The 22,930-nt window shown below is 67.7% G+C and carries 16 protein-coding genes; 4 read left to right on the plus strand and 12 right to left on the minus strand.

From position 1 onward, the window contains the following. Positions 1-2: 2 nt before the first annotated feature. From QSK36_RS29315 to QSK36_RS43755, 9 genes are all read right to left on the minus strand, one after another. Positions 3-842, minus strand: a complete 840-nt coding sequence (locus QSK36_RS29315; RefSeq protein ID WP_285784586.1) for a type II secretion system F family protein — start codon at positions 840-842, stop codon at positions 3-5. Next, positions 839-1,705 carry a type II secretion system F family protein gene (locus QSK36_RS29320; protein ID WP_285784587.1) on the minus strand — a complete coding sequence of 289 codons (867 nt, stop codon included), beginning with the start codon at positions 1,703-1,705 and terminating at the stop codon, positions 839-841. The genes QSK36_RS29315 and QSK36_RS29320 overlap by 4 nt, the downstream gene beginning before the upstream one ends. Continuing rightward, positions 1,702-3,105, minus strand: coding sequence for a TadA family conjugal transfer-associated ATPase (locus tag QSK36_RS29325; protein ID WP_285784588.1), 1,404 nt, complete (start codon positions 3,103-3,105; stop codon positions 1,702-1,704). Before QSK36_RS29325 ends, QSK36_RS29320 begins: the two co-directional genes overlap by 4 nt. Beyond that, a complete protein-coding gene (locus tag QSK36_RS29330) occupies positions 3,102-3,878 on the minus strand; it encodes a hypothetical protein (protein ID WP_285784589.1) in 777 nt (258 codons plus the stop codon). The genes QSK36_RS29325 and QSK36_RS29330 overlap by 4 nt, the downstream gene beginning before the upstream one ends. Continuing rightward, the gene (locus QSK36_RS29335; protein WP_285784590.1) at positions 3,879-4,565 is read right to left on the minus strand and encodes an SAF domain-containing protein; all 687 of its coding nucleotides are present in this window, start codon (positions 4,563-4,565) and stop codon (positions 3,879-3,881) included. Continuing rightward, positions 4,566-5,351 (minus strand): hypothetical protein, encoded by a 786-nt coding sequence (locus QSK36_RS29340; RefSeq protein WP_285784591.1) that lies wholly within the window; start codon positions 5,349-5,351, stop codon positions 4,566-4,568. It lies immediately after the preceding gene. Continuing rightward, on the minus strand, positions 5,330-5,737 hold the full coding sequence (locus QSK36_RS29345; protein ID WP_285784592.1) for a hypothetical protein: 408 nt from the start codon (positions 5,735-5,737) through the stop codon (positions 5,330-5,332). Before QSK36_RS29345 ends, QSK36_RS29340 begins: the two co-directional genes overlap by 22 nt. Positions 5,738-6,440: 703 nt before the next feature. Then, positions 6,441-6,599, minus strand: coding sequence for a hypothetical protein (locus QSK36_RS43750; RefSeq protein ID WP_502883354.1), 159 nt, complete (start codon positions 6,597-6,599; stop codon positions 6,441-6,443). A 2,096-nt stretch (positions 6,600-8,695) separates the two neighbouring features. Next, complete coding sequence (locus QSK36_RS43755) at positions 8,696-8,824, minus strand: hypothetical protein (RefSeq protein WP_436838286.1); 129 nt, start codon at positions 8,822-8,824, stop codon at positions 8,696-8,698. A 5,283-nt stretch (positions 8,825-14,107) separates the two neighbouring features. Between QSK36_RS43755 and cas3 the strand changes: the two genes are divergently transcribed. From cas3 to cas7c, 4 genes are read left to right on the plus strand one after another with little or no spacing between them, the layout of a single operon-like run. Continuing rightward, on the plus strand, positions 14,108-16,378 hold the full coding sequence (cas3, locus tag QSK36_RS29350) for a CRISPR-associated helicase Cas3' (protein WP_285784593.1): 2,271 nt from the start codon (positions 14,108-14,110) through the stop codon (positions 16,376-16,378). Next, the gene (gene cas5c / locus QSK36_RS29355; protein WP_285784594.1) at positions 16,359-17,057 is read left to right on the plus strand and encodes a type I-C CRISPR-associated protein Cas5c; all 699 of its coding nucleotides are present in this window, start codon (positions 16,359-16,361) and stop codon (positions 17,055-17,057) included. The genes cas3 and cas5c overlap by 20 nt, the downstream gene beginning before the upstream one ends. Next, positions 17,057-18,985 (plus strand): type I-C CRISPR-associated protein Cas8c/Csd1, encoded by a 1,929-nt coding sequence (locus QSK36_RS29360; RefSeq protein WP_285784595.1) that lies wholly within the window; start codon positions 17,057-17,059, stop codon positions 18,983-18,985. Before cas5c ends, QSK36_RS29360 begins: the two co-directional genes overlap by 1 nt. A 2-nt stretch (positions 18,986-18,987) precedes the next feature. After that, entirely contained in the window at positions 18,988-19,869 is an 882-nt protein-coding gene (gene cas7c / locus QSK36_RS29365; RefSeq protein WP_285784596.1) for a type I-C CRISPR-associated protein Cas7/Csd2, read from the plus strand. A 462-nt stretch (positions 19,870-20,331) separates the two neighbouring features. Here the strand turns inward: cas7c and QSK36_RS29370 are convergent, their stop codons facing one another. The 3 genes from QSK36_RS29370 to QSK36_RS29380 form a co-directional block, all read right to left on the minus strand. After that, complete coding sequence (locus QSK36_RS29370) at positions 20,332-20,976, minus strand: DUF2637 domain-containing protein (protein ID WP_285784597.1); 645 nt, start codon at positions 20,974-20,976, stop codon at positions 20,332-20,334. 85 nt (positions 20,977-21,061) lie between these two features. Then, the gene (locus tag QSK36_RS29375) at positions 21,062-22,414 is read right to left on the minus strand and encodes a tyrosine-type recombinase/integrase (protein WP_285784598.1); all 1,353 of its coding nucleotides are present in this window, start codon (positions 22,412-22,414) and stop codon (positions 21,062-21,064) included. Positions 22,415-22,598: 184 nt separating this feature from the next. Further along, on the minus strand, positions 22,599-22,901 hold the full coding sequence (locus QSK36_RS29380; RefSeq protein ID WP_285784599.1) for a hypothetical protein: 303 nt from the start codon (positions 22,899-22,901) through the stop codon (positions 22,599-22,601). Positions 22,902-22,930 lie beyond the last annotated feature (29 nt).

The raw sequence follows: 22,930 nt of genomic DNA on the forward strand, positions 1-22,930 counted from the left end.
CCTCAGCTCATAATTCGGTAGACGGCGGGAAAGCACACGAGCGCCAGGAACCCGAAGACCGAGATGCCAATGGCGATGGGCATCTCGCTGGTCCGGCTGTTGGCACGGGCGCGGGCCTCGGCCAGCGCAGTGGTGCGCATGGACTGCGCCTTGGCCAGGAGGGTGGACAGCACCTGGGCGCCTTCCGAACCGGCGTCCTCGGCGATGTCGGCGAGCTCGGTCAGCTCCGGAATGCGCACTTCTTCGCCCAGCAGGGCGAGGCCACGCCACGGCTGTTCACCGGCTCGTTTCGCATGCTCCAGGACTTGGGCGATGCGGCGGAACACCCAGCCCGTGCACACCTCGGCCGGCGCTTGGAGGGCCTGGGGTGGCCCGGCGCCGGCGGATCGCTCCAGCGCGACCATGTCGAGGTACGTCGCCAGGGCGGCGCGGAACTCGTGCCGGCGCTCCCGGGCCTGGCTGTGCGCGGCGTAGTCAGGGACCAAGGCGAACAGGGCCCCGCACAGTACGCCTGCGCCGGTCGGCACGGCCCAGGGCAGAGAGATGCCCGCGACCGTGCACAGCATGGTCAGCGGGAGAGGCAACACCAAGCCGAACAGCAGAAAGGCGACGCGCTGGAGAGTGAACCGCTCGACGCTGATGCCGAGAAGCGCCAGGTCCTCGTGTGGAACGGGGAGGCGTGACAGCCGTACGGTAAGTCGGCCGCGAGGGCCGGGACGCCGGGCACCGTCGAGCCTCGCGAGCGCGTCGTTCAATCGGGGAGGCCCGGGAGCTAACTCGGACACGACGATGACCAGGCCCAGGCCGATCATCGCCCCGGCGGTCACGGCCGGAACGTTCATTGCTGCTTCCCGGGGTCCGTGAGAAAGCGGTGGCCGACAGCGGAGCTGCCGAGGCGATGCAGCCACCACAGCGCCACGCCGTACAGGCCTGCCACCATGGCCAGGACGACCTGTCCGACCTGCGTGCCGAAGGGCGCGACGTAGGACCGCTGTGTGATCGCGATAGCCGTGAACGCGACGAGGATGCCGATGATCCAGCGAACTGTCGTACGGTGCTCGGCTCGCGCGGCTTCGACCTCCCGGCGGTCGCTCACGTCCTTCGCGACGAGTTGGGCGAGCTGGTGTAGCAGCGCGCTGGCGCCCTTGCCCCGTCGCCGGGCCACCAGGATGAGGGCGGCTGCGATGCGGTCTCCGACCGGATCGTTCAGCTCGTCGGCGAACAGCCGGAGCGCCTGTTCGGTCGGCATCTGGGCGACGCGGAGGCGACGGGCAAGAGAGGTGACCGGTCCGGTGATGGCGGACGGAACGTTGCGGGCGGCGCTCTGCTCCAACGCCTGTTCGAGGGCTCGGCCGGCCACCAGGAGATCGGCCAGGCGTCGGGTCCACAGCTCCAGTGCTTCGAGCTTTCGGATTTGCTGAGCGGCGGTGCGGCCAGACACCACCTTCGGCAAGGCGAGCACGCCGACCGCCGTGGCGCATGCGGCGACGGGCCATCCGGTCAGGCCGAGAACGGCGACCGCGGCGACGAAGGAAATCGCGACAAGCCGCTGCCGAGCGATCAGCGTCGTCCGAATCGCCAGCCAGCGGGAAGGAGGTCGCGCCGGCTCATCGGGCCCCCGACCGATGAGACTGATGACGATGCAGACCGCTCCGCCCAGGACCGCCGATGTGCCGAGGCCGGCCAGCATGGCGGGCGTGTTCACCGCACCTCCCACATGGCGGCGTACGGGTCGAGGAGCGTCGGATCGAAGCCCACGGCCTTCAGCTGAGGAAGGCACTGAGGCGTGATGTCCGGCATCGCCCGGCCACCTGGCCCCGTGGGGCTGTAGACGCGGTTACGGCTGGGCAGCTCGCTGTCGGCCGGAGGCATCACCTCGAGGACCTCGGAAACGAAGCGCGTGTTGGTCGCGGGATCGATTCTCAGGTGGACGACCAGGTCGATGGTCTCCCCCGTGTTCAGGTGGATGACCTCAGGGGGAGTCTGGGCACCGACCCCGCGCGTCCACAGCATGACGATGCGGTTGAAGATCTCCTCTGTCCCGTCCGCGTGGATGGTGCACATCGAGCCGGGATGGCCGGTGTTCATCGCCTCGAACATCGGGATGATCTCGTCGGCTCGCACCTCGCCGACGATGATCCGCTTGATGTTCTTACGCAGGGAATGCGGGATCAGGTCGTTGAGCGTGACGGCTCCGGCGCCCTCGGAATTGGCTTGCCGCACCTGAAAGGCGATCACGTTCTCGTGGCGGTGACGCAGTTTGTGCAGGAACAGCTCGTAGTCCGACTCCAGCGTGGCGAGCCGCTCCGCCGGGTCGATCGCCGAGGCCAGCGCGCGCAGCATCGTGGTCTTTCCCGCTGCCGTACCGCCGGTGATGACGATGTTCAGCCGGGCCAGCACGGCCGCGCGAAGGAAGCCGTACAGGCTGCGGTTGACGGTGCCGAGCCGGAGCAGGTCGTCGAGAGTGACGTCGACGAGACGGTGGCAGCGGATGCTCGCACACGGCCGGATAGTGACGGCCATGGTGGCGCTGAGCCGTACGCCCACGCCGCCCTCCCCGTCTCCGGGCCGGAGCGCTGTGTTGAGCAGCGGGCTCGCGGCGGAGAACTCGCGTGGGTTGTAGCTCTTGTGGAGCGCCCACATCTGGATCATCTTGATCAGCTCGTCATCGGTGGCGGCGACCGCTGGGCCGCGCTCGCAGGTGCCGTCGCTGTAGGTGATCCAGACCTCGTCGCACCCGTTGATGTCAATGCTCTCGACTCTGCTGTCATTGACGTACGGCGTGAGCACGCCGAGCTCGAACCGTTCGTCCAGGACGGCCTGCACGAGCCGGCGCTGGGTCGCGAAGCTGACGGCGACGCCATCCGACAGCCGTTCGTGGGACCAGCGCTGCACCGCTGACTGGATCACCTGTCGGGCGGCCTCCCGATCCTCGCTGTCCTTGAGGTCGTCGGCGATCGAGGCGGTGATGTCGAGCACGGCTTCCCGGAATGCCTTGTCGTCGAGTTCCTCCACCGGAGTCGCCGTACGGGGAAGTAGACCGGGGTCGGCGGGGTCCGTGCTGGGACGTGGAGGCCAGACATCACCAGGCGGCCAGTTGGTCATCGCGCCACCATCCCTTCAGCTGGCTGCGCTCCGGCGAGGTACTGGCGCATTGCATCTGCAAGGAACGACGCTCCGCGCATCAACGGCGCTCGGCGGAAGGAGCGCTGTGCCCGTTTGCCGTCCGAAAACACTGCGGCTGACCTCGGGTCGTGCGGAATCCCCGCGATGACGGGCAGGCCATACAGTGCGTCGCTGATCTCTTTGGCGGTGTAGTCGCCTTCGCCGACCAGGCACAGAGCAACCGGCACCTTCGCGCCCACATAGCGGCCGAGCGCATCCAGCCTGGGACGGGCGTCCGCGACCTGACGCAGGGTGGGGCGCAACAGCATCAGGGCCAGGTCCGACGCTGCGATCAGTTGCATGGGGGTGTCCGGCCCGCCGATCTGGCCCACATCCAGCACGACGTCCACGACTCCCTCGCCGGCCGAGGTGATCGCCGCCGCGATCGCGTCCCACGCGGTTTCGAGCTGCGCCACGTGGCGCGGGTCTCTTGTTCCGGGGAGCAGCAGCCACTCGCGGGCATCCTGGTCGAGAGACACGACGTACTTCCACAGGACGGCCGGATCGGGATGGTGGGCGATGGCCAGGGCGAACTCCAACAGGCCGCCGGGCAGCCCCTCCATCCGGCCGCCAAGGAATCCCTGCAGGACGCTGCCGCCCTTGGGATCGCACTCCGCGAGTAGGGCCCGGCCACCCCAGGCGTAGGTGACGGCAAGAGCGGCCGTGGTCACGCCTGGGGAGCCGCCCGGGCTCATCAGCGCGTAGGTCGCCATTCACCTGCTCCGAGGGTTGAGGACCAGGGCGACCTGACCACCGGCCGACAGACGGGCGAGCTCGGTGCCTTGCGAGTTGCTCACGATGAGGTCGACGACCATGAGACCGTCGACGTCCGGCCCCTTCACCTGGTCGACCACCGCATCGATGACGGGACGGGCGGTCGGTCTGGAAGCGGGGATGGCCTGGTTCTCCGGGGTGGCGAGGACGAGAATCGCGTCCCCGGGCCGTAGGCCGCGGGCCGGCAGTCGGCTCGGCTTCACCGCGACGGGCACGAGTTGCTGGCCCACGACGGGGACGACCCGGTCGGTGAGCAGCCTGGGCTGCACGAGCATGCCCGCTACGAGATCCGTCACGGCTCGCTTGCCAATTACTCTGGGCAGATCGCGGGCAGGAACCGTCGATACGAGGCTGTCTGCGCCCACCGTAGTCGTGGTGACGTCGTTGGCCGTCAGTTCTTGGCCAGGGGGCACATCGTGTGTCATCACGAGGACTGGCACTCGGTTGCTCAAGCCCGTGATCGTCTGATAGCTGATCACTCCGCCGCCGGCCACCACGAGCACGCCGAGGAGCAGCAGTCCTCGGCGACGTTGGCGCGGCTGCGGCGTAAGCTTCGGCACCTGCACCGGAGGGACGACGCCGTTCTCGGCATGCTGAGGTGGAGCGGGCATGGGCTTGCGGACCATTCAGGAGCTCCTCTTGATCAATGCCTGGCCTTCGGCGATCCGCAGCGGAAAGGTCGTGGACGTCGTCATCGGCGCCAAAGGTCCGCCTGCACCATTGGAGCCGGTCCACGCGGCTGTCCAGACGACGGAGACGGTCACCTTGTAGTGCGCGCCCGGCAGGCCGGCGCTGGAGCGGGTGAAGAGGTACGAGCAGGCGCTTTTCTGATCGTCCGCAGACGGGTCGTACGGGGTGCCGGGCCCCTTGCACGTCACTGTGGCCTGTCCCGCGCCTGGACGGATGACCATGGTCGTCGGCGTGGCTGTAACCTCGGCCCACACCGGCCCAGATGTCGCTCGCTTGCTGATCGAGCGCCACTGGCTTCGCTCTGCCCAGAAGAAGTGCGGCAGACCGACCAGGCCGTCCTTGCCGCGCGGTGGCGCCGTCGCGATCCGTGGGACAGGCGGCTTGACCTGGCCGAGGGCCTGTTGCAGGAGCATCTCCGGCGTCACGGCAGGTGCCGCCGGATCTCCGGGCGTCACACCCTCGAAGACGTTCCGCTGGCCGTCGGGTCCGTGGTCGCACTGCAGGTAGGTGGCACCGTTCGCGCCGCCGATGGTGTGGCAGTTGACTAGCCCGCCGCCACCGCTACCGCCGGTTCTGGGGGACCGGGCTTGGTGTCCGGCTTCATGATTGCTGTACGCGACCCAGCCGCTGCCCCATGGGAAGGCTCCGTGGTCGTCCGCGGGGACACCCGGACCGAAGGCGGTGGCTAAGAGGAGCGAAGTCAGGACGAGGGTGGTGTGCACGCCGCCTCCCTGATGCTCAATCCGACGAGGCGCCACCGCCCGTCGGCAGACTGCTCCAATTCCGCCTTGATGTTCGCCGTCGAGTTGGCCTTGATGGTGCCGGGGATGAGCTGGTGCGTGCGGCGGTCGGCCATGCCGGCCTGGGATGTGTCCTGGCAGTCGATGACCTCGGCACGCTTCCCGCCGACGCGCACCTCCTTGATACGCGGGATGACCTCGCCGTACGGCTCCCGCCCTTGCTCACTCATCTGGCGGACCCCAGCAACAAGGTGATCAAGATATGAGCCGCTGACGTATTGCTTGAGCAGAGTCCGGGCCTCCTCCGGCGAGGATTTGCCGGCGGTGGTGAGCGTGTTCCAGTACTCGCTATAGGCCGCGACGATCACGTCATGCGTCAGTCTTGGAGTTGGTTTCGCCGGAGACAGTGTCGAGGCGGCGGGCACCGGAGCCTGGGGCGGCAAGGAAGACGGCCGCCCTGCTTCACATGCAGTCAGGAGGGCCAGAAAACATATAGCCGTTGCCGATTGAGGGGTAGCTACTGTCCGCAGCCTGGCGCCAAAACTCTTCATCACTCTCCGCTTTCGATATCTAACGGAAAGTAGAGTAAGCAGGTGACAAAGGCAGGGACAAGTGAAGGGCCAGAGCACCTTCAGCTGTGATTCCACCTCCGGAGGCTCCCGCTACTTCCTGGCTATCGAGCCTTAGCTGTCGGGCCTGATCGAACGCAGGCGCTGCGACCCACGGCCGCCCGAAGGGCGACCGCCCCCGTCTCGACGCACGTCGTCATGGTGACGACACCGAAGTTGTGACCCTCGGCCGCCCCGAAGGGCGACCGCCACAGCCGGGCGGTTGCGGAACCAGGAGTCGGTGCCGGTGTCGCGACCCACGGTCGCCCCGAGGGGCGACCGCCACCTGGCGTAGGTGCGGACGTGCTCACTGCCCTGGTCGTTGCGCCCCTCGGCCACCCCCAAGGGCGACCGCCACGCGGCACGGTCGGCCGATCTGGCACCTCCGCCACCCTCGTTGCGACCCACGGCCGCCCGGAGGGCGACCGCCACGGATTGGGGATCAAGCACGCGGTGGGCGTGCTCAAGGCGTTGCGACCCTCGGCGCCCCGGAGGGCGACCCCCACTTGTCCAGACCCACCCGCTCGTACGCCCAGTCGGCGTTGCGATCCACGGCCAGCCCGAGGGCGACCGCGACCTCGTCATCGGCACCGTGGTGGCCGAGGACATGGTTGCGACTCACGGCTCCCCGGAGGGCGACCGCCACGCTTGACGTACCCGGCCCCGTCCTAGCAGAGGTCGTTGCGATCCACGGCCGCCCCGCAGGGTGACCGCCACTGTTGTCCAGGTTGGGGATGCAGCCGTACCCCGTGTTGTTGCGACCCACGGTCGCCCCGGAGGGCGACCGCCACTGGACGGCTACGCCGGCTAGTGCGGTGATCCGATGGGTGTTGCGCCCCACGGCCGCCCGGAGGGCGACCGCCACCGGTCAAGCACGCAGGGTCGCTGGCCGCCTACAACCCGTTGCGATCCACGGCCGCCCCGAAGGGCGACCGCCACCAATGCCCTGGCCAATACCAGCAAACAGTGCTCGCCAGTTGCGACCCACGGCCGTCCCCAAGAGCGACCGCCACACGCCGCGAAGCCGCCCGAGGGCCTGGACGAGATGCCGTTGCGACCCACGGCCGCCCCGAAGGGCGACCGCCACCGCCACCGCCACGCCCTCGACGTCCACCTCGACTCCACAGGTTGCGACCCACGGCCGCCCCGGAGGGCAGACCGCCACCTCCTCCGACGGAGGCGGGCTCCAGCCGTTCGCGCGTTGCGACCCACGGCCGCCCCGGAGGGCGACCGCCACACGAGCGTCCCGAGCGCCCAAGCGCCGGACGAACCGGTTGCGACCCACGGCCGCCCCGGAGGGCGACCGCCACCTGGCCAGGCCAGGCGTGAACCGGCCGTCGTTGTGGTTGCGACCCACGGCCGCCCCGGAGGGCGACCGCCACGCAAGCCCGGTCCGAGTAGCACCGGCTCCGCATCCAGGTTGCGACCCACGGCCGCCCCGGAGGGCGACCGCCACACGCTGTCCGGTGTCGGGTTCGGTCTGTCGTTCGTCGCGTTGCGACCCACGGCTGCCCCGGAGGGCGACCGCCACTCGTGTTCGCCGACCTGCTCGCGGACTACGCCATGCGGTTGCGATCCACGGCCGCCCCGGAGGGCGACCGCCGCAGGCGCTCCCTGCGGCCGAGGCGGCGGCGGCTGAGGCGTTGCGACCCACGGCCGCCCCGGAGGGCGACCGCCACCCCTCATCCGCGACGATCGTCCACGAGCCCTCGGCGTTGCGACCCACGGCCGCCCCGGAGGGCGACCGCCACGGTGCGGTTACGACGATCGTGATGATGAGGGCAATCGTGTTGCGACCCACGGCTGCCCCGGAGGGCGACCGTCACCCATCGTCGTCGTGTTCCAGGCGACCGACAAGAAGTTGCGACCCACGGCCGCCCCGGAGGGCGACCGCCACGCGGTCCGCGACACCCTGCCGAACGCCGCGGTGATCGAGTTGCGACCCACGGCCGCCCCGAGGGCGACCGCCACCCACGCAGTTGGAGATCATCACTCAGCTCATGCAGGTGTTGCGACCCACGGCCGCCCCGGAGGGCGACCGCCACCCCGCCGGGACCTGATCGTGGGCAGGGTCTACAACGCCGTTGCGACCCACGGCCGCCCCGGAGGGCGACCGCCACGGGGGGCCGCTCGGCCTGCTCGGCGGCCTGCTCAAGGGGTTGCGACCCACGGCCGCCCCGGAGGGCGACCGCCACCATCGATCTAGTGAAGGAGCTACGGCTACTCGCAAGCGTTGCGACCCACGGCCGCCCCGGAGGGCGATCGCCACAGCGGATGGCCGAGCAGTCCGCGACGATCGAACGCGCGTTGCGATCCACGGCCGCCCCGGGGGGGCGACCGCCACAGGTCGACCCACCGCGAATAGAGCTCGGCGTCCCAGTTGCGACCCTCGGCCGCCCCGGAGGGCGACCGCCACGAGGCTGGGGATCGACTTCACCACAGCCTCAATGCTGTTGCGACCCTCGGCCGCGCCGGAGAGCGACCGCCACCTTGAGCCTGGTCATGGATGTTGAGGTCCCCGCTGTCGCGACCCACGGCCGCTCCGAGGGGCGACCGCCACTCCACAGGCGCGCGGTGCGGGCGGCGTGAATGGTGATGTTGCGACCCACAGCCGCCCCGGAGGACGACCGCCACTGTTGTTCCCTGGGTTGAGCCTGGTGCAGGGGACGTTACGATCCACGGCCGCCCCGAGGGCGACCGCCACCGTCGTCTCGCTCATCACTTGCCGCCCCACTTGTCGTTGCGACCCACGGCCGCCCCGGAGGGCGACCGCCACTTCCACAGACCGAAGTGGAAGCCCACGGCGGTCAGGTTGCGACCCACGGCCGCCCGAAGGGCGACCGCCACGCCAAGCCGGGGTGACCGCCCCCTTGGGGGACGTGATGTTGCGACCCACGGCCGCCTCGCAGGGCGACCGCCACCGGCGCACGCCTCGCGCCGGCTCGCAGCTGGCAGGGTTGCGACCCACGGCCGCCCGGAGGGCGACCGCAACATCGCCTTGGAGTCCGGCTCGCTGTGCTCCGTCAGGTTGCGATCCACGGCTGCCCGGGAGGGCCACCGCCACTGCGGCAGTACTACTTCAGCGCCCCCGACGCCGGGGAGTTGCGACCCTCGGCCGCCCCCGAGGGCGACCGCCCTACGGCACGGCTGTAACCCGGTGGCGCGGTGGATGGCGTTGCGGCCCACGGTCGCCCCGAAGGGCGACCGTCACTCGGCCTGGTCGCCAAGGGCCTGGGCGGCATCGTCAAGTTGCGACCCACGGCCGCCCCGGAGGGCGACCGCCACGGCATCACGAGCTTGGCGTCGTCGGGGTCGTTGCAGCCGTTACGACCCACGGCCGCCCCAGAGGGCGACCGCCACCCGCCGTACGCGTCGAGCTGGAGGTAGATGCCCCGCGCGTTGCGACCACGGCCACCCCGGAGGGCGACCGCCACTTCCACTCCCGGCTCTGAAGCTCCAAGAGCTTCTTGTTGCGACCCACGGCCAGCCCGGCGGGCGATCGCCGCCGGCGTCCGGGTGTCCGACGAGTGGACGAGCAGGTGGTTGCGATCCACGGCCGCCCGGGAGGGCGACCGCCACACCTCGACCCCCGCACTTTCGACGGCAGGTACGACGTTGCGACCCACGGCCGCCCGGGAGGGCGACCGCCACTGGGAGGTCATACCACCACCAGGACGCGGCTACTGGTTGCGACCCACAGTCGCCCCGGGGGGCGACCGCCACACCGCATCCGAGCTGGTGTCGACGCACGCGCCGAGATCGTTGCGATCCACGGCCGCCCCGGAGGGCGACCGCCACTAGCCGGCGCGGATGATCGAGCGCTCCCACGGGTCGTTGCGACCCACGGCCACCCCGGAGGGCGACCGCCACCATGGCGATGGCCACCATCGCGGACCTGTCGGACAAGTTGCGACCCACGGCCACCCCGGGGGGCGACCGCCACCCCCGCGACGGCATTTACGGCACGGCGGGTGAGTTGCGACCCACGGCCACCCCGGAAGGCGACCGCCACCTGGTCTCATGTCGGCCTGCTCGGCGCGCCACGGGTTGCGGCCCACGGCCACCCCGGAGGGCGACCGCCACCATCAGATCGGCCGCGGTGAGCACCTCGTCCGGGTGTTGCGACCCACAGTCACCCCGAAGGGAGACCGCCACCGCCGCGGTGGCACCCTTGGCGATCTCCACGGAGGTGTTGCGACCCCCAGTCGCCCTGGAGGGCGACCGCCACGCGTTCCTCTTGATCGCCGGGGACCGGTCGACCGCTGAGTTGCAACCCACAGTCGCCCGGGAGGGCGACCGCCACCCGGGCGTCAGCGGGTAGGCCCGCACCCCACCCTGGTAGTTGCAACCCACAGTCACCCCGAAGGGAGACCGCCACTGCGGACCGTGATGCCCATCGCCTCCGCCGGAATGGTGTTGCGACCCACGGCCGCCCCGGAGGGCGACCGCCACCAGATGCCACGACACGACGGCGTTGTCGATGATGATCGGGTTGCGACCCACGGCCGCCCCGGAGGGCGACCGCCACTCAGACAGGCGGACGAGGACGTCGTCGCCGAGGGTGTTGCGACCCACGGCCGCCTCGGAGGGCGACCGCCACGGCTCGCCGGGCACCGGCCCCTCACGCAACTCGCACGGTTGCGACCCACGGCCGTCCCGGGGGGCGACCGTCACTTGATCCCTGTGCTCTGGCCGGCGGTTCGGCCAGGGGTTGCGACCCACGGCCGCCCCGGAGGGCGACCGCCACTGAGGTCGAGGAAGGCGTGCGCGTCCTCGGGGTCGGCGTTGCGACCCACGGCCGCCTGCCACCCTCGGCGTGTTCGTCACCCGCGAGGAGATGCGCCGGTTGCGACTCACGGCCGCCCCGGAGTGCGACCGCCACGCCGATGAGGCGGACCTTGTCCCGCTGGGACTTCGCGACGTTGCGACCCACGGCCGCCCCAGGAGGGCGACCGCCACCAGCGCGTCGAGCGCGGTGTTCTTGGCAGTGTCGTTGCTGCGATCCACAGCCGCCTTGAAGAGCGACTGCCAGAGGTGCCGGCGTCGCTGCCGTTCAGGCCAGCTTTGGAGTTGCGACCTCACGGTCGCTCCGAGAGCGACCGCCACCGCAGCTTCAGGAACTGCTCGCCGCCGGCCTTCACGTTGCGATCCAGAGGGCGACCGCCACCCGACTCAAGGAGCCTCTGTCAGGACGTCCCTGGCCGTTGCGATTCACGGCCGCCCCGGAGGGCGACCGCCACCGCCTCCCAGCACAGGGTGGCGCTGCTGTTAAGGCTGTTGCGACCCACGGCCGCCCCGGAAGGCGACCGCCACCAGCCAGGCCGACACGTCTGTCCAGACACCTGCCGTGTTGCGACCCACGGCTGCCCCGGAGGGCGACCGCCACCGAGCCGGCGGTAACCCTCACTGGATCAGCATTGAGTTGCGACCCTCGGCTGCTCCGGAGGGCGACCGCTCCCCGGACGTCGACGCCCTGCTCCAGTTGCACAGTGGCGGAGTTGCGATCCACGGCTGCCCCGGAGGACGACCGCCACGCCGTGCTGGCCCGGCAGGAGCAGGCCCGCATAGAGATGTGCGACCCGCAGTCGCCACGAAGGCGACCGCCACGGGGACCACGTTGACAAGCGCGTCCCAGCCCTCGGTGTTGCGATCCACGGCCGCCCTCGGAGGGACCGCCACCGATCGTAGAGATCGGGCACTACATCAAGGTCCACAAGTTGCGATCCACGGTCCCCCCGGAGGGCGACCGCCACAAGCCCGACCCGCTGCTGTCCGTCCGGATCGACGAGGCGTTGCGATCCACGGCTGCCGCGGAAGGCGGCCGCTACCCTGCGCGCGGGCTATGTTCCACTCGGCGCGGAACTCGTTGCGATCCACGGCCACCTCGAGGGCGACCGCCACGCCGCCTCGACGAGTGGACCGAGCAGCAGTACCGCGACGTTGCGATCCTCGGCCGTCTCGGAGGGCGACTGCTACCTTTGCTACCTTCCAGGCGCGCTGCAGCCGGGCCGGGCTGGTGTTGTTGCGACCCACGGCCGCCCAGGAGGACGACCGCCACAGCTGTGAAGCGTCCGGCAGGTTGTTGTACCGCATGTTGCGACCCACGGCCGCCCCGGAGGGCGACCGCCACTGCTGACGCCGGCACCGAGCGTGCCAGAGATGGCATGGTTGCGATCCTCGGCCGTCCTGGAGGGCGACCGCCACTGGGGCGAGTACTGGATTACCGGCGCAATGATCCAGCAGTTGCGATCCACGGCCGCCCCCGAGGGCCACCCGTGGGGCTGGCCGGCATACCCGAGCTGCCCCAGATGTTGCGACCCTCGGTGCTTCGGAGGGCGACCGCCACCTGTTGTGCTGCTCGCGCGTCGCGTCGTTCTCGACACCGTTGCGATCCACGGCCGCCTCAGAGGGCGACCGTCACCTCGATACGGAGCGTCAGTTCCTCCGTCGTGACGGCGTTGCGACCCACGGCCGCCCCGGAGGGCAACCGCCACATCAGAGCGGATACCGCCCTCGCGCGTGCCCTTGTGGTTGCGATCCACGGCCGCCCCGGAGGGCGACCGCCACTGGGGGTAGCCGGGGAGCCGGCCGAACTCGTGGTTGTTGCGACCCTCGGCCGCCCCAGAGGGCGACCGTCACCATACGCGGCCGACCGCCACTCGAACATCGCGTGCGGGTTGCGACCCTCGGCCGCCCCGGAGGGCGACCGCCACTGTGAGCTGCGTGAAACACTCGCAGGCCAACACGCAGTTGCGACCCATGGCCGCCCGGAGGGCGACCGCCAGCGACAGGGCCCGGACCAGCTGCGCCCAGTCCTCCAGGTTGCGATCCACGGCCGCCCCGGAGGGCGACCGCCACCTGCACCGGATCTTCCATGCGGGGCTCACATCGGGGTTGCGACCCACGGCCGCCCGGGAGGGCGACCGCCGCCACGGCACCCGAAAGCGCTACAAGCATGGCCCCAACGAGTTGCGATCCTCGATCGCCCCGAGGGCGACCGCCACTCGGGATGATCAACGTCACCCAGCGCCCGGTGGACAAGTTGCAGTCATGGCCACCCCCGAGGGCGAGCGCTACAGGCGCTGACCGAGCTGGAGCTGATCAAGACCTACAAGTTGCGATCCACGGCCCCCGGAGGGCGACCGCCACCGGAGAAACCCCGGCCCGAGCCCTTGCTCCGGGCGATGTTGCGATCCACGGCCGCCCAGGAGGGCGACCGCCACCTCGCCTTGGAGTCCGGCTCACCGTCTTCCGTCAGGTTGCGACCCACGGCCGCCCCGGAGGGCGACCGCCACGCAGATGGGCGCTACCCGCACCGTGCTCGAACAGCTGTTGCGATTCACGGCCGCCCCGGAGGGCGACCGCCACTCGAATGACCGAGCAGCACGTCATACAGCCACTCGTTGCGACCCACGGTCGCCCCGAAGGGCGACCGCCACCGTGGCGAGGACATCGTCAACGTCCGCGGTGGTGTTGTTGCGACCCATGGTCGCCCCAGAGGGCGACCGCCACCAGCTCGACCGGGACGGTGTAGATGACGCCACGCTTGTTGCGACCCTCGGCAGCCCCGGAGGGTGAGTGTGCAGGAACTGCGAGTTCCGCCGGCACTGCTGGTTGCGACCCACAGTCGCCCTCAAGAGCGACCGCCACACGCCCAAAAGCAGCTCGAACTCGTGATGCTGCAGCAATTGCGACCCACGGTCGCCCCAGAGGGCGACCGCCACCGGTACGAGGTCGGCTGTGCTTAGGTCGCGCCCCACGTTGAGATCCACGGTCGCGGGAGGTGACCGCCACCCCCGACCGTGATGGAGGCATCGGCCGCCACGCCGACAGCGACTACCAGCAGCATTACCTGGACGTGTTGCGACCTACGGTCGCCCCGAAGGGCGACCGCCACTGCGCCAAGGTCAGGCCTATGGCACGGGCCATCTTGATCTCAAGATTCTCGCTTCCGTACCAATTCACGTCTTGCGGATTCACTTAGCAAGTGACAAATCTGGTGATACGTCACAGATTGACTTTGGTTGCGTCGTACGGATGCTACTGCAGGGCCCTGTCACATTGGCTAACACAGCCTCAGGCTCGATCAGCACGGCCGTTTTGTCGGTGGCCCCTTGTATGGTCCACGCCATGGAATCAGGCGAGCTCTCCAAGGGTGAGCAAGGCGCCGACGAGTGTCCGTTATGGGCGCATAGCCGTGGCAACGGGTCTGGTCGCAGGCATCTGCTTGAGGACCATCTCCGATCAGTGGGCTGGTGGGCTGCGAAGTTCGCTGAGCCGTTCGGTGCTGATCAGATCGCCTATTGGCTGGGATTGACGCACGATTTCGGTAAGGCCAGCGAGATTTGGCAGCGGCGACTGCTGGAGGTGGAGGGCGCCGACGAGCCGGTGGGTGTTGATCATCGCGCCGCGGGAACCCGGTTTTTGGTGGAGCATCTGGGGTTCGATGTGTTCGCGATGCCGGTGTATGGACATCATGGCGGATTGGACCATCCGAGCGTGATGGCGAACTTCCTGGCCTCTCCTCCATTGGAGGTTGCCCATGAGGAGCAGGCGCTCCAGCGTCTGAGGGCGCGTCTTCCTGAGCTGGCTACGCCGTCGGTTCCTGTGTGGCCGGCGTGTGCTTCCGACCCGCTGGGCGGGGAGCTGTTGACCAGGATGCTGTTCAGCGCGTTGGTTGACGCCGATCACCTGGATACTCAGGTTCACTTCGGTAAGCGACGTGAGCACGTCGCTGCTCAGGTGGATCCGGCTCATTTGCTGGACCGGTTCGAGGCCGGGCGGAAGGACAAGCTGCGTGAGCAGTTGCGCACGCGTGGTGCTAGTCCGGTTGATCCGCTGCGTGGCGAGGTGTACGAGGCGTGCGTAGCTGCGGCCTCGCTTGGGCCCGGTTTCTTCAAGCTCGCAGCGCCTACCGGACTTGGCAAGACGATCTCGAGCGCGGGTTTTGCGCTGCATCACGCTTCGGTGCAGGGCTTGCGCCGGGTAGTGGTCGCGGTGCCGTTCATCTCGATCACGGAGCAGAACGCCGAGGTGTATCGAGAGCTCCTGGGCTCAACTCCGAGTGATCCGCTGGTGTTGGAGCACCACAGCAGTGTCGCCTTGGAGGGACCGGGTAGCCGGTGGCAGCGGCTGGCGGCTGAAAACTGGGATGCGCCGTTCATCGTGACCACGACAGTGCAACTGCTGCAGTCGCTGCATGATCGACGGCCGTGGGCGATGCGCAAGCTGCACCGGCTCGCCCGCTCGGTCGTCGTGCTAGATGAGATTCAGGCGCTTCCGGTGCACCTTCTGATTCCGATCTTGGCGATGCTGCGGCAGCTTGTGGAGCATTTCGGAGTCACGGTAGTGCTGGCCTCGGCCACTCAACCCGAGTTTTGGGACCTGGCGCCGTTGCGTCAGGTACGAGCGGTGGACATTCTGCCGGATCCGGCCGGTCTGCAGCGGCGGCTGCGCCGAATCCGGCCCATGCGTTACCGGTGGGAGGTCAGCCCGCGCCCGTCGCTGGAACAGGTGGCCACCAAGGTGGCTGCTGAGCCCGCTAGGCAGGTACTCGTTGTGGTCAACACCGTCGATCACGCCCGCATCGTGTATGACGCCCTGAATGCAAGGCGGCCCGGGATGGTGCGGCACCTGTCCACCCGAATGTGTCCCGCGCACCGGCGCGATGTGCTCGCTGACGTGGACGCGACCCTGAAGCGAAAGCCGGTCGAGCCGCTGAATCTGGTTTCCACCCAGCTGATCGAGGCGGGCGTCGATCTCGACTTCCCGGTGGTCTACCGGGCGATGTCCCCAGCGGAGTCGATCCTGCAGGCCGCCGGCCGTGCCAACCGCGAAGGACAACGGCCCGAGAGCGGCCTCGTGGTGATCTTCGATCCGGCCGAGCAGGCCATGCCTGCCAGTTACGGGCTTCCGGTCGCCGAGACCCGTCGGCGTTTCGGTCCCATGAAGCAGCCAGAACCTGACGACCTGGGCACACTGGCGGATTACTTCCGCGGCTACTACGCCACTTTGCCGGAGAACGCTATGGGTTCCCAGCTGTTGGCTGCTCGCGCTTCCTGGGACTTCCCAACGGTGACGAAAGATTTCCGGATGATCGATGAGGACAGCGTCCCGGTTGTGGTGCGCTACCACAACCCTCAGATCACCGAGCGGCCGGATCCGATCGACGGCTGGCTGCAACAGTTGCGGCGCGACCCAGCCCGCGGACACATATGGCTGCGCCGCCTTCAGCCCTACACCATCTCGTTGCCGAAGAGCCAGCTAGCGAAGCCGCAGGTGGCAGCCCTGCTGCGCCCGGTCATCGGCGACCTGTATGAGTGGGCCGGCGTCTACGACCTGAACATCGGCATCGTCATTCCCGCCAAGGAGGAGAACCCGCGTGAGCAGAAGCGACCGTGAGTCCTATCCCGCCCTCGTCATGGAGGTCCGCGGAGACTTTGCCTGCTTCACCCGTCCGGAGCTGAAGGCCGAACGGGTCAGCTACCCGGTCATGACGCCCAGCGCCGCGCGCGGCGTGCTCGAAGCGATTTTCTGGAAGCCGGAATTCCGCTACCGGATCGAGCAGATCGACGTGCTCAACGACATCAAGTGGTTCAGCATCCGGCGCAATGAGGTCACGGAGGCGGCCAGCCTCAGCACCGTGCTGAAAGAGGGCTCCCGATACCACTTCCGCACCACGGACAAGCGCGACCAGCGCAACACCGTAGCCTTACGCGACGTCGCCTACCGCATTCACGCCCAGATAGCACTGAAGCCCCACGTCACCGTGTCTGTGGCGAAGTACCGCGACCAATTCCGCCGCCGCATCGAGCGTGGCGCCTGCTTCACCCACCCCTACCTGGGAACGCGGGAGTTCTCATGCACCGATTTCGGCCCACCCGACTACAGCAGGCAACCCATCAGGCGCAGTGAAGACCTGGGCGTGATGCTGCTGGACATCGACTACGACGCACCCACCCCCCGCTCGCTGTGGTTTACCGCCCAACTGCATCAAGGAGTTCTGCAAGTACCACGTGAAGGCATCCATGACCCGACCCGGGACGCCGCGATCGGTACCGCGGAACGAAGGAGGGTTTGATGCTGCTCACCCGCCTACAGCAGTACGCCGCCGCTCACCCTGAGCACATCCCACCGCTTTTCCACATTCACAGCAGCGTGCACTGGCTGATTGACCTGGACAGTCACGGCCGCCCCGCTACAGGAGCCGCCGAACTCGCCCCCATACGCGATCCCAGTGATCCCAGCGGGCGGCGAGGGCTGCCGATGGTGGTGCCCAGTCTGGGCCGGACCTCCGCCGTAGTACCGATTCTGGCCTGCGACAAAATCGAATATGCGCTGGGCTGGCCTGACCCCAAAGACGCCAATGACGAACGTAAACGCGCTCGGGCGCGGCGCTACCACCAGGCCTTCGTCGACCTGGTCTGCGCCTGGGCCGAGCACGACCCTCACGAGCCGGCCGCGCAAGCACTGCGCGCCTTCCTCACCTCATCGGCCGTCAGCCAGATCCAGCCGCCCGAACACTTCACTTCCGGGCAGCTCGTAATGTTCCGCATCGACGGCCAGCCCGCACACAGCACCGCGAGCGCCCGCGCTTACTGGAGCCTGGTCGCCTCACAGCGCAAGTCCTCCGGCATCCACGACCGCTGCCTGGTTTGCGGCACTATACAGCCCCTACTTGAACGAGCCCCACGCCCTGTACGGCCCGGTCTTATCCCTGCCGTGGGCCACGACCCGTTCAGCAAGGCTGAACGCAAACGCGGCAACGCCGCCCCCCTGGTCTGTATCAACCAGCCAGCGCAAGGGTTCAACCTAGTCACCGGCCTGCAGCACACCCCCTTATGCGACACCTGCGTCGAGAGCTACACGGGCACGCTGGAACACCTGCTGCAACACCGCGACCATCGGCGAACCATCGGCGACACCGCGATCATCTGGTGGATCGTGCCAACCGACCGCGCCAGCAACCCTGCTGTGCCGCAGAGCGGCGCACCCATCCGGCTGCTCTTTCAGCCCGATCCCATAAAGATCGCCACTATGCTGGACGCTCCCCGGGCCGGTGCCCCCATCGTTGCAGGAATCGCTCACACCGAACGCTTCTGCGCGACCACGCTGTCCACCAACTCCGGCCGCATCATGGTCCGCGACTGGGTCGATGTCCCCCTGCCAGAGGCGGAACAGCACATCGTGTCCTGGTTCGCCGACATGCTCGTCACCGATTCCTGGACCGGCCAGCGGCGCTTCCCCTCGCTGTTTCGGCTCGCCCTGGCGCTCGGGCGCTGGTACCCCGGGAAGAACGGCGCCCGAAGCACCTACGCGCCCTTTGGCGCTAAGGGCTCCCAACGCCCCGTCTGGGTCCAACGCGAACTCCTGCATTCCGCGCTCAACGGCACCCGGCTGTCCTCCGCCATCCTGGCCCACCTACTACTGCGCGTCCGCACCGACGGCGGCTTCGACCTCACACGCCAAGCCCTGCTCCGGCTCTGTCTGACCCGCTGCCATCCCAACCAAGCCCGGAGGCTCCCTATGGCCCTCGACCCAGGCGACAACACCCCCGCCTACCTCGCCGGACGCATGTTCGCCGTCCTGGAATCTCTGCAATACGCCGCCACCCGTGCCGGCGGCGGGCAACTCAACACCACCCTCGGCGACCGTTACTTCAGCCGCGCCGTCACCAGTCCCGCCTCCGCGTTGATCCCCGCCCTGCGCGGTTCCCGCGCACACCTGAAAAAGCTGCAAACCCGTGATCGCAAGGCCTACGCCGACTTCTTCGCGCGCAACCTGAACGACCTCATCGGCCGGCTCCGTCCCTTCCCAACCTCCTTGACCCTTTACGACCAGGGACTGTTCCTCAACGGCTACGCCGACCAACGCAACCACGACATCGCCCGCGCTCGTGAACGTCGTCTGGCCGCCGACGACCTCATCCCCGACAGCCCTGCCGACGAGCCCGGCCCCGAGGCCGACCTCGACGCCAACCCCGACCACTCCACCACCCTGGAGGACTGACCATGAGCGACCAGATCCCCGCCCACCTCGACCCCACCCGCCGCCACGACATCGTCATGCTCTTCGACGTCCACGATGGCAACCCCAACGGCGATCCGGATGCCGGCAACCAACCACGCCTCGATGCCGAGACCTACCAGGGCTTGGTCACCGACGTCGCCCTCAAACGAAAGATTCGCGACACCATCCCACTGATCCACCCCGATGACCCTCGCTACAAAATCTTCGTAGAGGCCGACGTCGCTCTCAACAGCCAGATCGAACGCGCCTTCGCCGGTGCTGGCGTCAAGCCCAGCAAAAAAGCCACCCCTCAAGAACGCGATGCCGTGCAGAAGTGGATGTGCGAGAACTTCTTCGACATCCGCCTCTTCGGCGCCGTCCTTTCCACCGGCGATGCTCAAGCCGGGCATGTCCGCGGGCCCCTCCAGTTCGCCTTCGCGCGCAGCATCAACCGGGTTTTCCCAGTCGACCACGCCATCACCCGCATCACTCAAACCCGCCAAGCCGACATCGACAAAGGTGAGAGAACCGAGATGGGTTCAAAGTGGACGATCCACTACGGGCTGTATCGCGTCCACGCTTACTACAGCGCCGGCCGCGGCATGAAGACCGGCGTTACCAGTCAGGACCTCGAAACCCTCTGGCAAGCACTGACCAACATGTTCGATCACGACCGCAGTGCCACCCGTGGCGAGATGGCCGCGCAACGCCTCTACATCTTCAGCCACGAAAACGCCTTCGGCTCCGCCCGAGCCGCAACTCTCTTCGAGAGTGTCGACATCACACCTCTTAACGAGGATGTTCCCCGATCCGTAGCTGACTACAAGATCGAAGTGGACGACGCAGACCTACCAGCCGGGATTACCCTCACATCTCTCATCTAGGGTCCCGTACGGTAAGCGCAACTCTTCGGCTTCAACCTGGGCGAGCTGGCCCTGTGCGATTTATCGCTTGCCGTGATCCATCGATAGCAAGCTCGTAACCTGGAGTCCTTACGCGACCCACGGTGGCTTCCTAGGGTATTTGGAGAAAGAAAGGCATGATGCGCTCTCAGATGGTGTGGCGGTCGCCCTTGGAGGCGACCGAGGATCGCAACTCCACCGAGTGCGTCGCGGTCGTGGAGCGCTCCCTCGCGTGGCGGTCGCCCTCCGAGGCGACCGAGGATCGCAACACCGCAGGTCAGGGCTGGCACTCATGGCAAATCCGGGGTGGCGGTCGCCTTCCAAGGCGACCGAGGATCGCAACATCCATCGCCTCTGAGGAGCACAGTTGATGACGCGTTCGTGGCGGTCGCCCTTCGAGGCGACCGAGGATCGCAGCGAGATCAAGGCCATGATGGAGGGCAACTACGTCAGCGTGCCATTCAAGCCGGACGACTTGACGAGGCGGGCCCAGCGAGGACTGCGATGAAATTGCCGGGCAAGATCAATGGATCGCGGCAGCGTGCCGTCTGGACGACGGTTTCGGAGTGCCCACTGCCAAGCTTCTTGCTGGAGGGTGCGCCCGCGTGGCCTACCGCTGGCTTGAAGCGCGTCGTCGTCCGATACGGGTTCTGTTATGGCCGTGGGTTCCTCAGGAGAGAGTCGGCGGGCGACGCTTTGCCGTACCAGTCGGAAGGCCATCTCCAGGCCGCCAATCATCGCGAAGGCCGGCCATGCTGCCACAGCCCGACCGATGATCGAAGGCTCAGCGACGGCGACGTTGGCGGCGACGCTGGCGAGGCTGCCGACTACGAGAAGTGTCCAAGGCAGGACTCCGCCGCGCCTTCCGCGCCTCGAATCAGCAAGCAGAGCCATCGAAGTGCAGAGCACCATCCCGTCGACGCTCAGCGGCAGTAGCGCAGCGGTCCAGGGCGACTCGCCGTGCCGAAGCGCAAGTAGATGTAGATGCCGGTACGAGATCGAGCCGGCGATGAAGGCGAGCGCGATGACGCTGGTGATCGTCGTGCTCAGGATGACTCTTTCGATTCGTCGTTGGTCGGCGCCGTTCATAGGCTCGGCCACTGGTCCTCGTTCCTCCAACAGGGTGATCAGAGGCTCGCCTTCGCGCTCAGCAGTGGAGCGAGCCGTACCAATGTCAGGACGACCTGCGCGCGTTGCGGTTTCGGATCTTCGTGAACGCGTCGAGCGCCGTCTCGTCGGCGTCGTCCAGCGTGTGTAGATACTTCTCAGTGGTCGCGATCGAGGCGTGCCCAAGTCGCTCTTTCACCACTTGGAGGTCGGCGCCACCCGAGAGCAACCACGATGCGTGTGCGTGACGAAGGTCGTGGATACGGACCCGCACCGTGAGGTCGGCCGCGGCGAGGGCGGGCTTCCAGATTTGGTTGCGGAAGGCCTCGGCAGGGACGTGGCCATCGGTGTCTCGGATACGGCGCCCGCGAGGGCTGTCCTTGCCTTCGGTCTGGCGGCGCTGTGCTCGGTAGAGGGCGATGACGGCACGGCAGTGCTCGCAGCGGCACTTGCCAGAGTTGTAGCCCATCAGCGTCCCGTGCTGATACTGCCGACCTGCCGCATTCGGGGGAGTGAGGCCCAGCTGCTCAGGATCGGGAACCACACGTAGCTTCGTGCGAGGAGCGGACTCCTGCCGCCACATGAAGAGCAGGTCGTTCGGTCCCAGCTCTCGCTCCTCGATGTGCAGGCTCAACTTGTCGACGAGTTGCCTCGTGAGCTTGAGACGCCGGAACTCCTTGTCCTTGGGGTACTCCTTCACAAGGAAACGGCCGCCGGTCGGGTGGAACTGAGGATTGACCTCGACGACTGCCCGGTTGACGGTCAGGATCCGTGAGCCGGTATCGAGATCCTTGACTCGTAGTTCGGTCAGCTCACCCCAGCGGAGGCCGGTCTCGATGTCGGTCTCGACCAGCAGCTTCGTATCCGCGTCTGGGAGGGCCCGATAGAGCGTCTCGAACTGCTCCGGAGAGATGATCGTCCGTGGCTTGGCCACCACCGGTGGCGACTTGACCCCCTTGCAGGGGTGGATGAAGGTCACCTGGTCATTCAGCGCGGTCGTGAAGATCGCACTCAGGACGATCTTTGTCTTCTGGATCGTCACGGGCGACGCGCCCTTCTTCTTCATCGCGACGATCCAGGCCCGGACATGCTCCGGCATGATGTCGATCATTCGCATGGCGCCGAACTCGGGCAGAAGATGCTTCCTGATCGCGTAGGTGTAGGTCTGCCGGGTCGTGGCTTCCATCTCGTGGTTGGGCAGCCAGGTGCCTTCGACGTAGCTCTTGAAGGTCTGCCGTCCGCGCTTGGGATCGCCAATCCGGCCCTTGGCCACCTCTGCCTCGGCCATCTGCCAGGCCCTGTCGGCGTCCTTCTTATTGGAGAAGGTGCCCGCCGAGAGGATGTTGCCTTTCAGATCTTGGTAGCAGGCCGTGTATCGCGGCTTGCCGTTGCGATCGAGTCGCTTGAACGAGTAGCCCACTCAACCCCGCCTTCATGATCCTTCGTTAGTGACTCGTTAGTGGAGCTCGCGTCAATGGGTGACACTCCGCGGGATCTCCCGACACGAAATCATGGCTTCTACCTGGGATTATAAGCCGAGAGTCACTAGAAGACCACGAAGGGTTGAACGCCGAGGCAAGGCTGATAAGGAAGAGGTCCCAGGTTCAAGTCCTGGTAGCCCCACCACGAAGTACCATCTCAGAGGCCAGTTCCCATGATTCAGGAAGCTGGCCTCTTGATCGTTTGACCGTCATCTGACCGTCGCCGACCAGCGCCAGCCCGCGCTGGCTCGCGTTGCGGATCCCGAGGATCAGTCCGACCGCCGACGCGGTCAGGCCGAGGCCGTGCGTGAGGTGCCCCGCGAGGTACGGCATCAGCAGGGTGAAGCCGAACTTGATGGAGAACTGGCTGGTCAGCAGGAGCCGGACGAGACTACTGTCACTTATAGTGACGGGCACGCTACCCATTGCTTGGTTAGCGTGTCCCGCTTACCTTC

This window comes from Microbispora sp. NBRC 16548 (assembly GCF_030268985.1).
GTDB classification, from domain to species: Bacteria; Actinomycetota; Actinomycetes; order Streptosporangiales; family Streptosporangiaceae; genus Microbispora; species Microbispora catharanthi.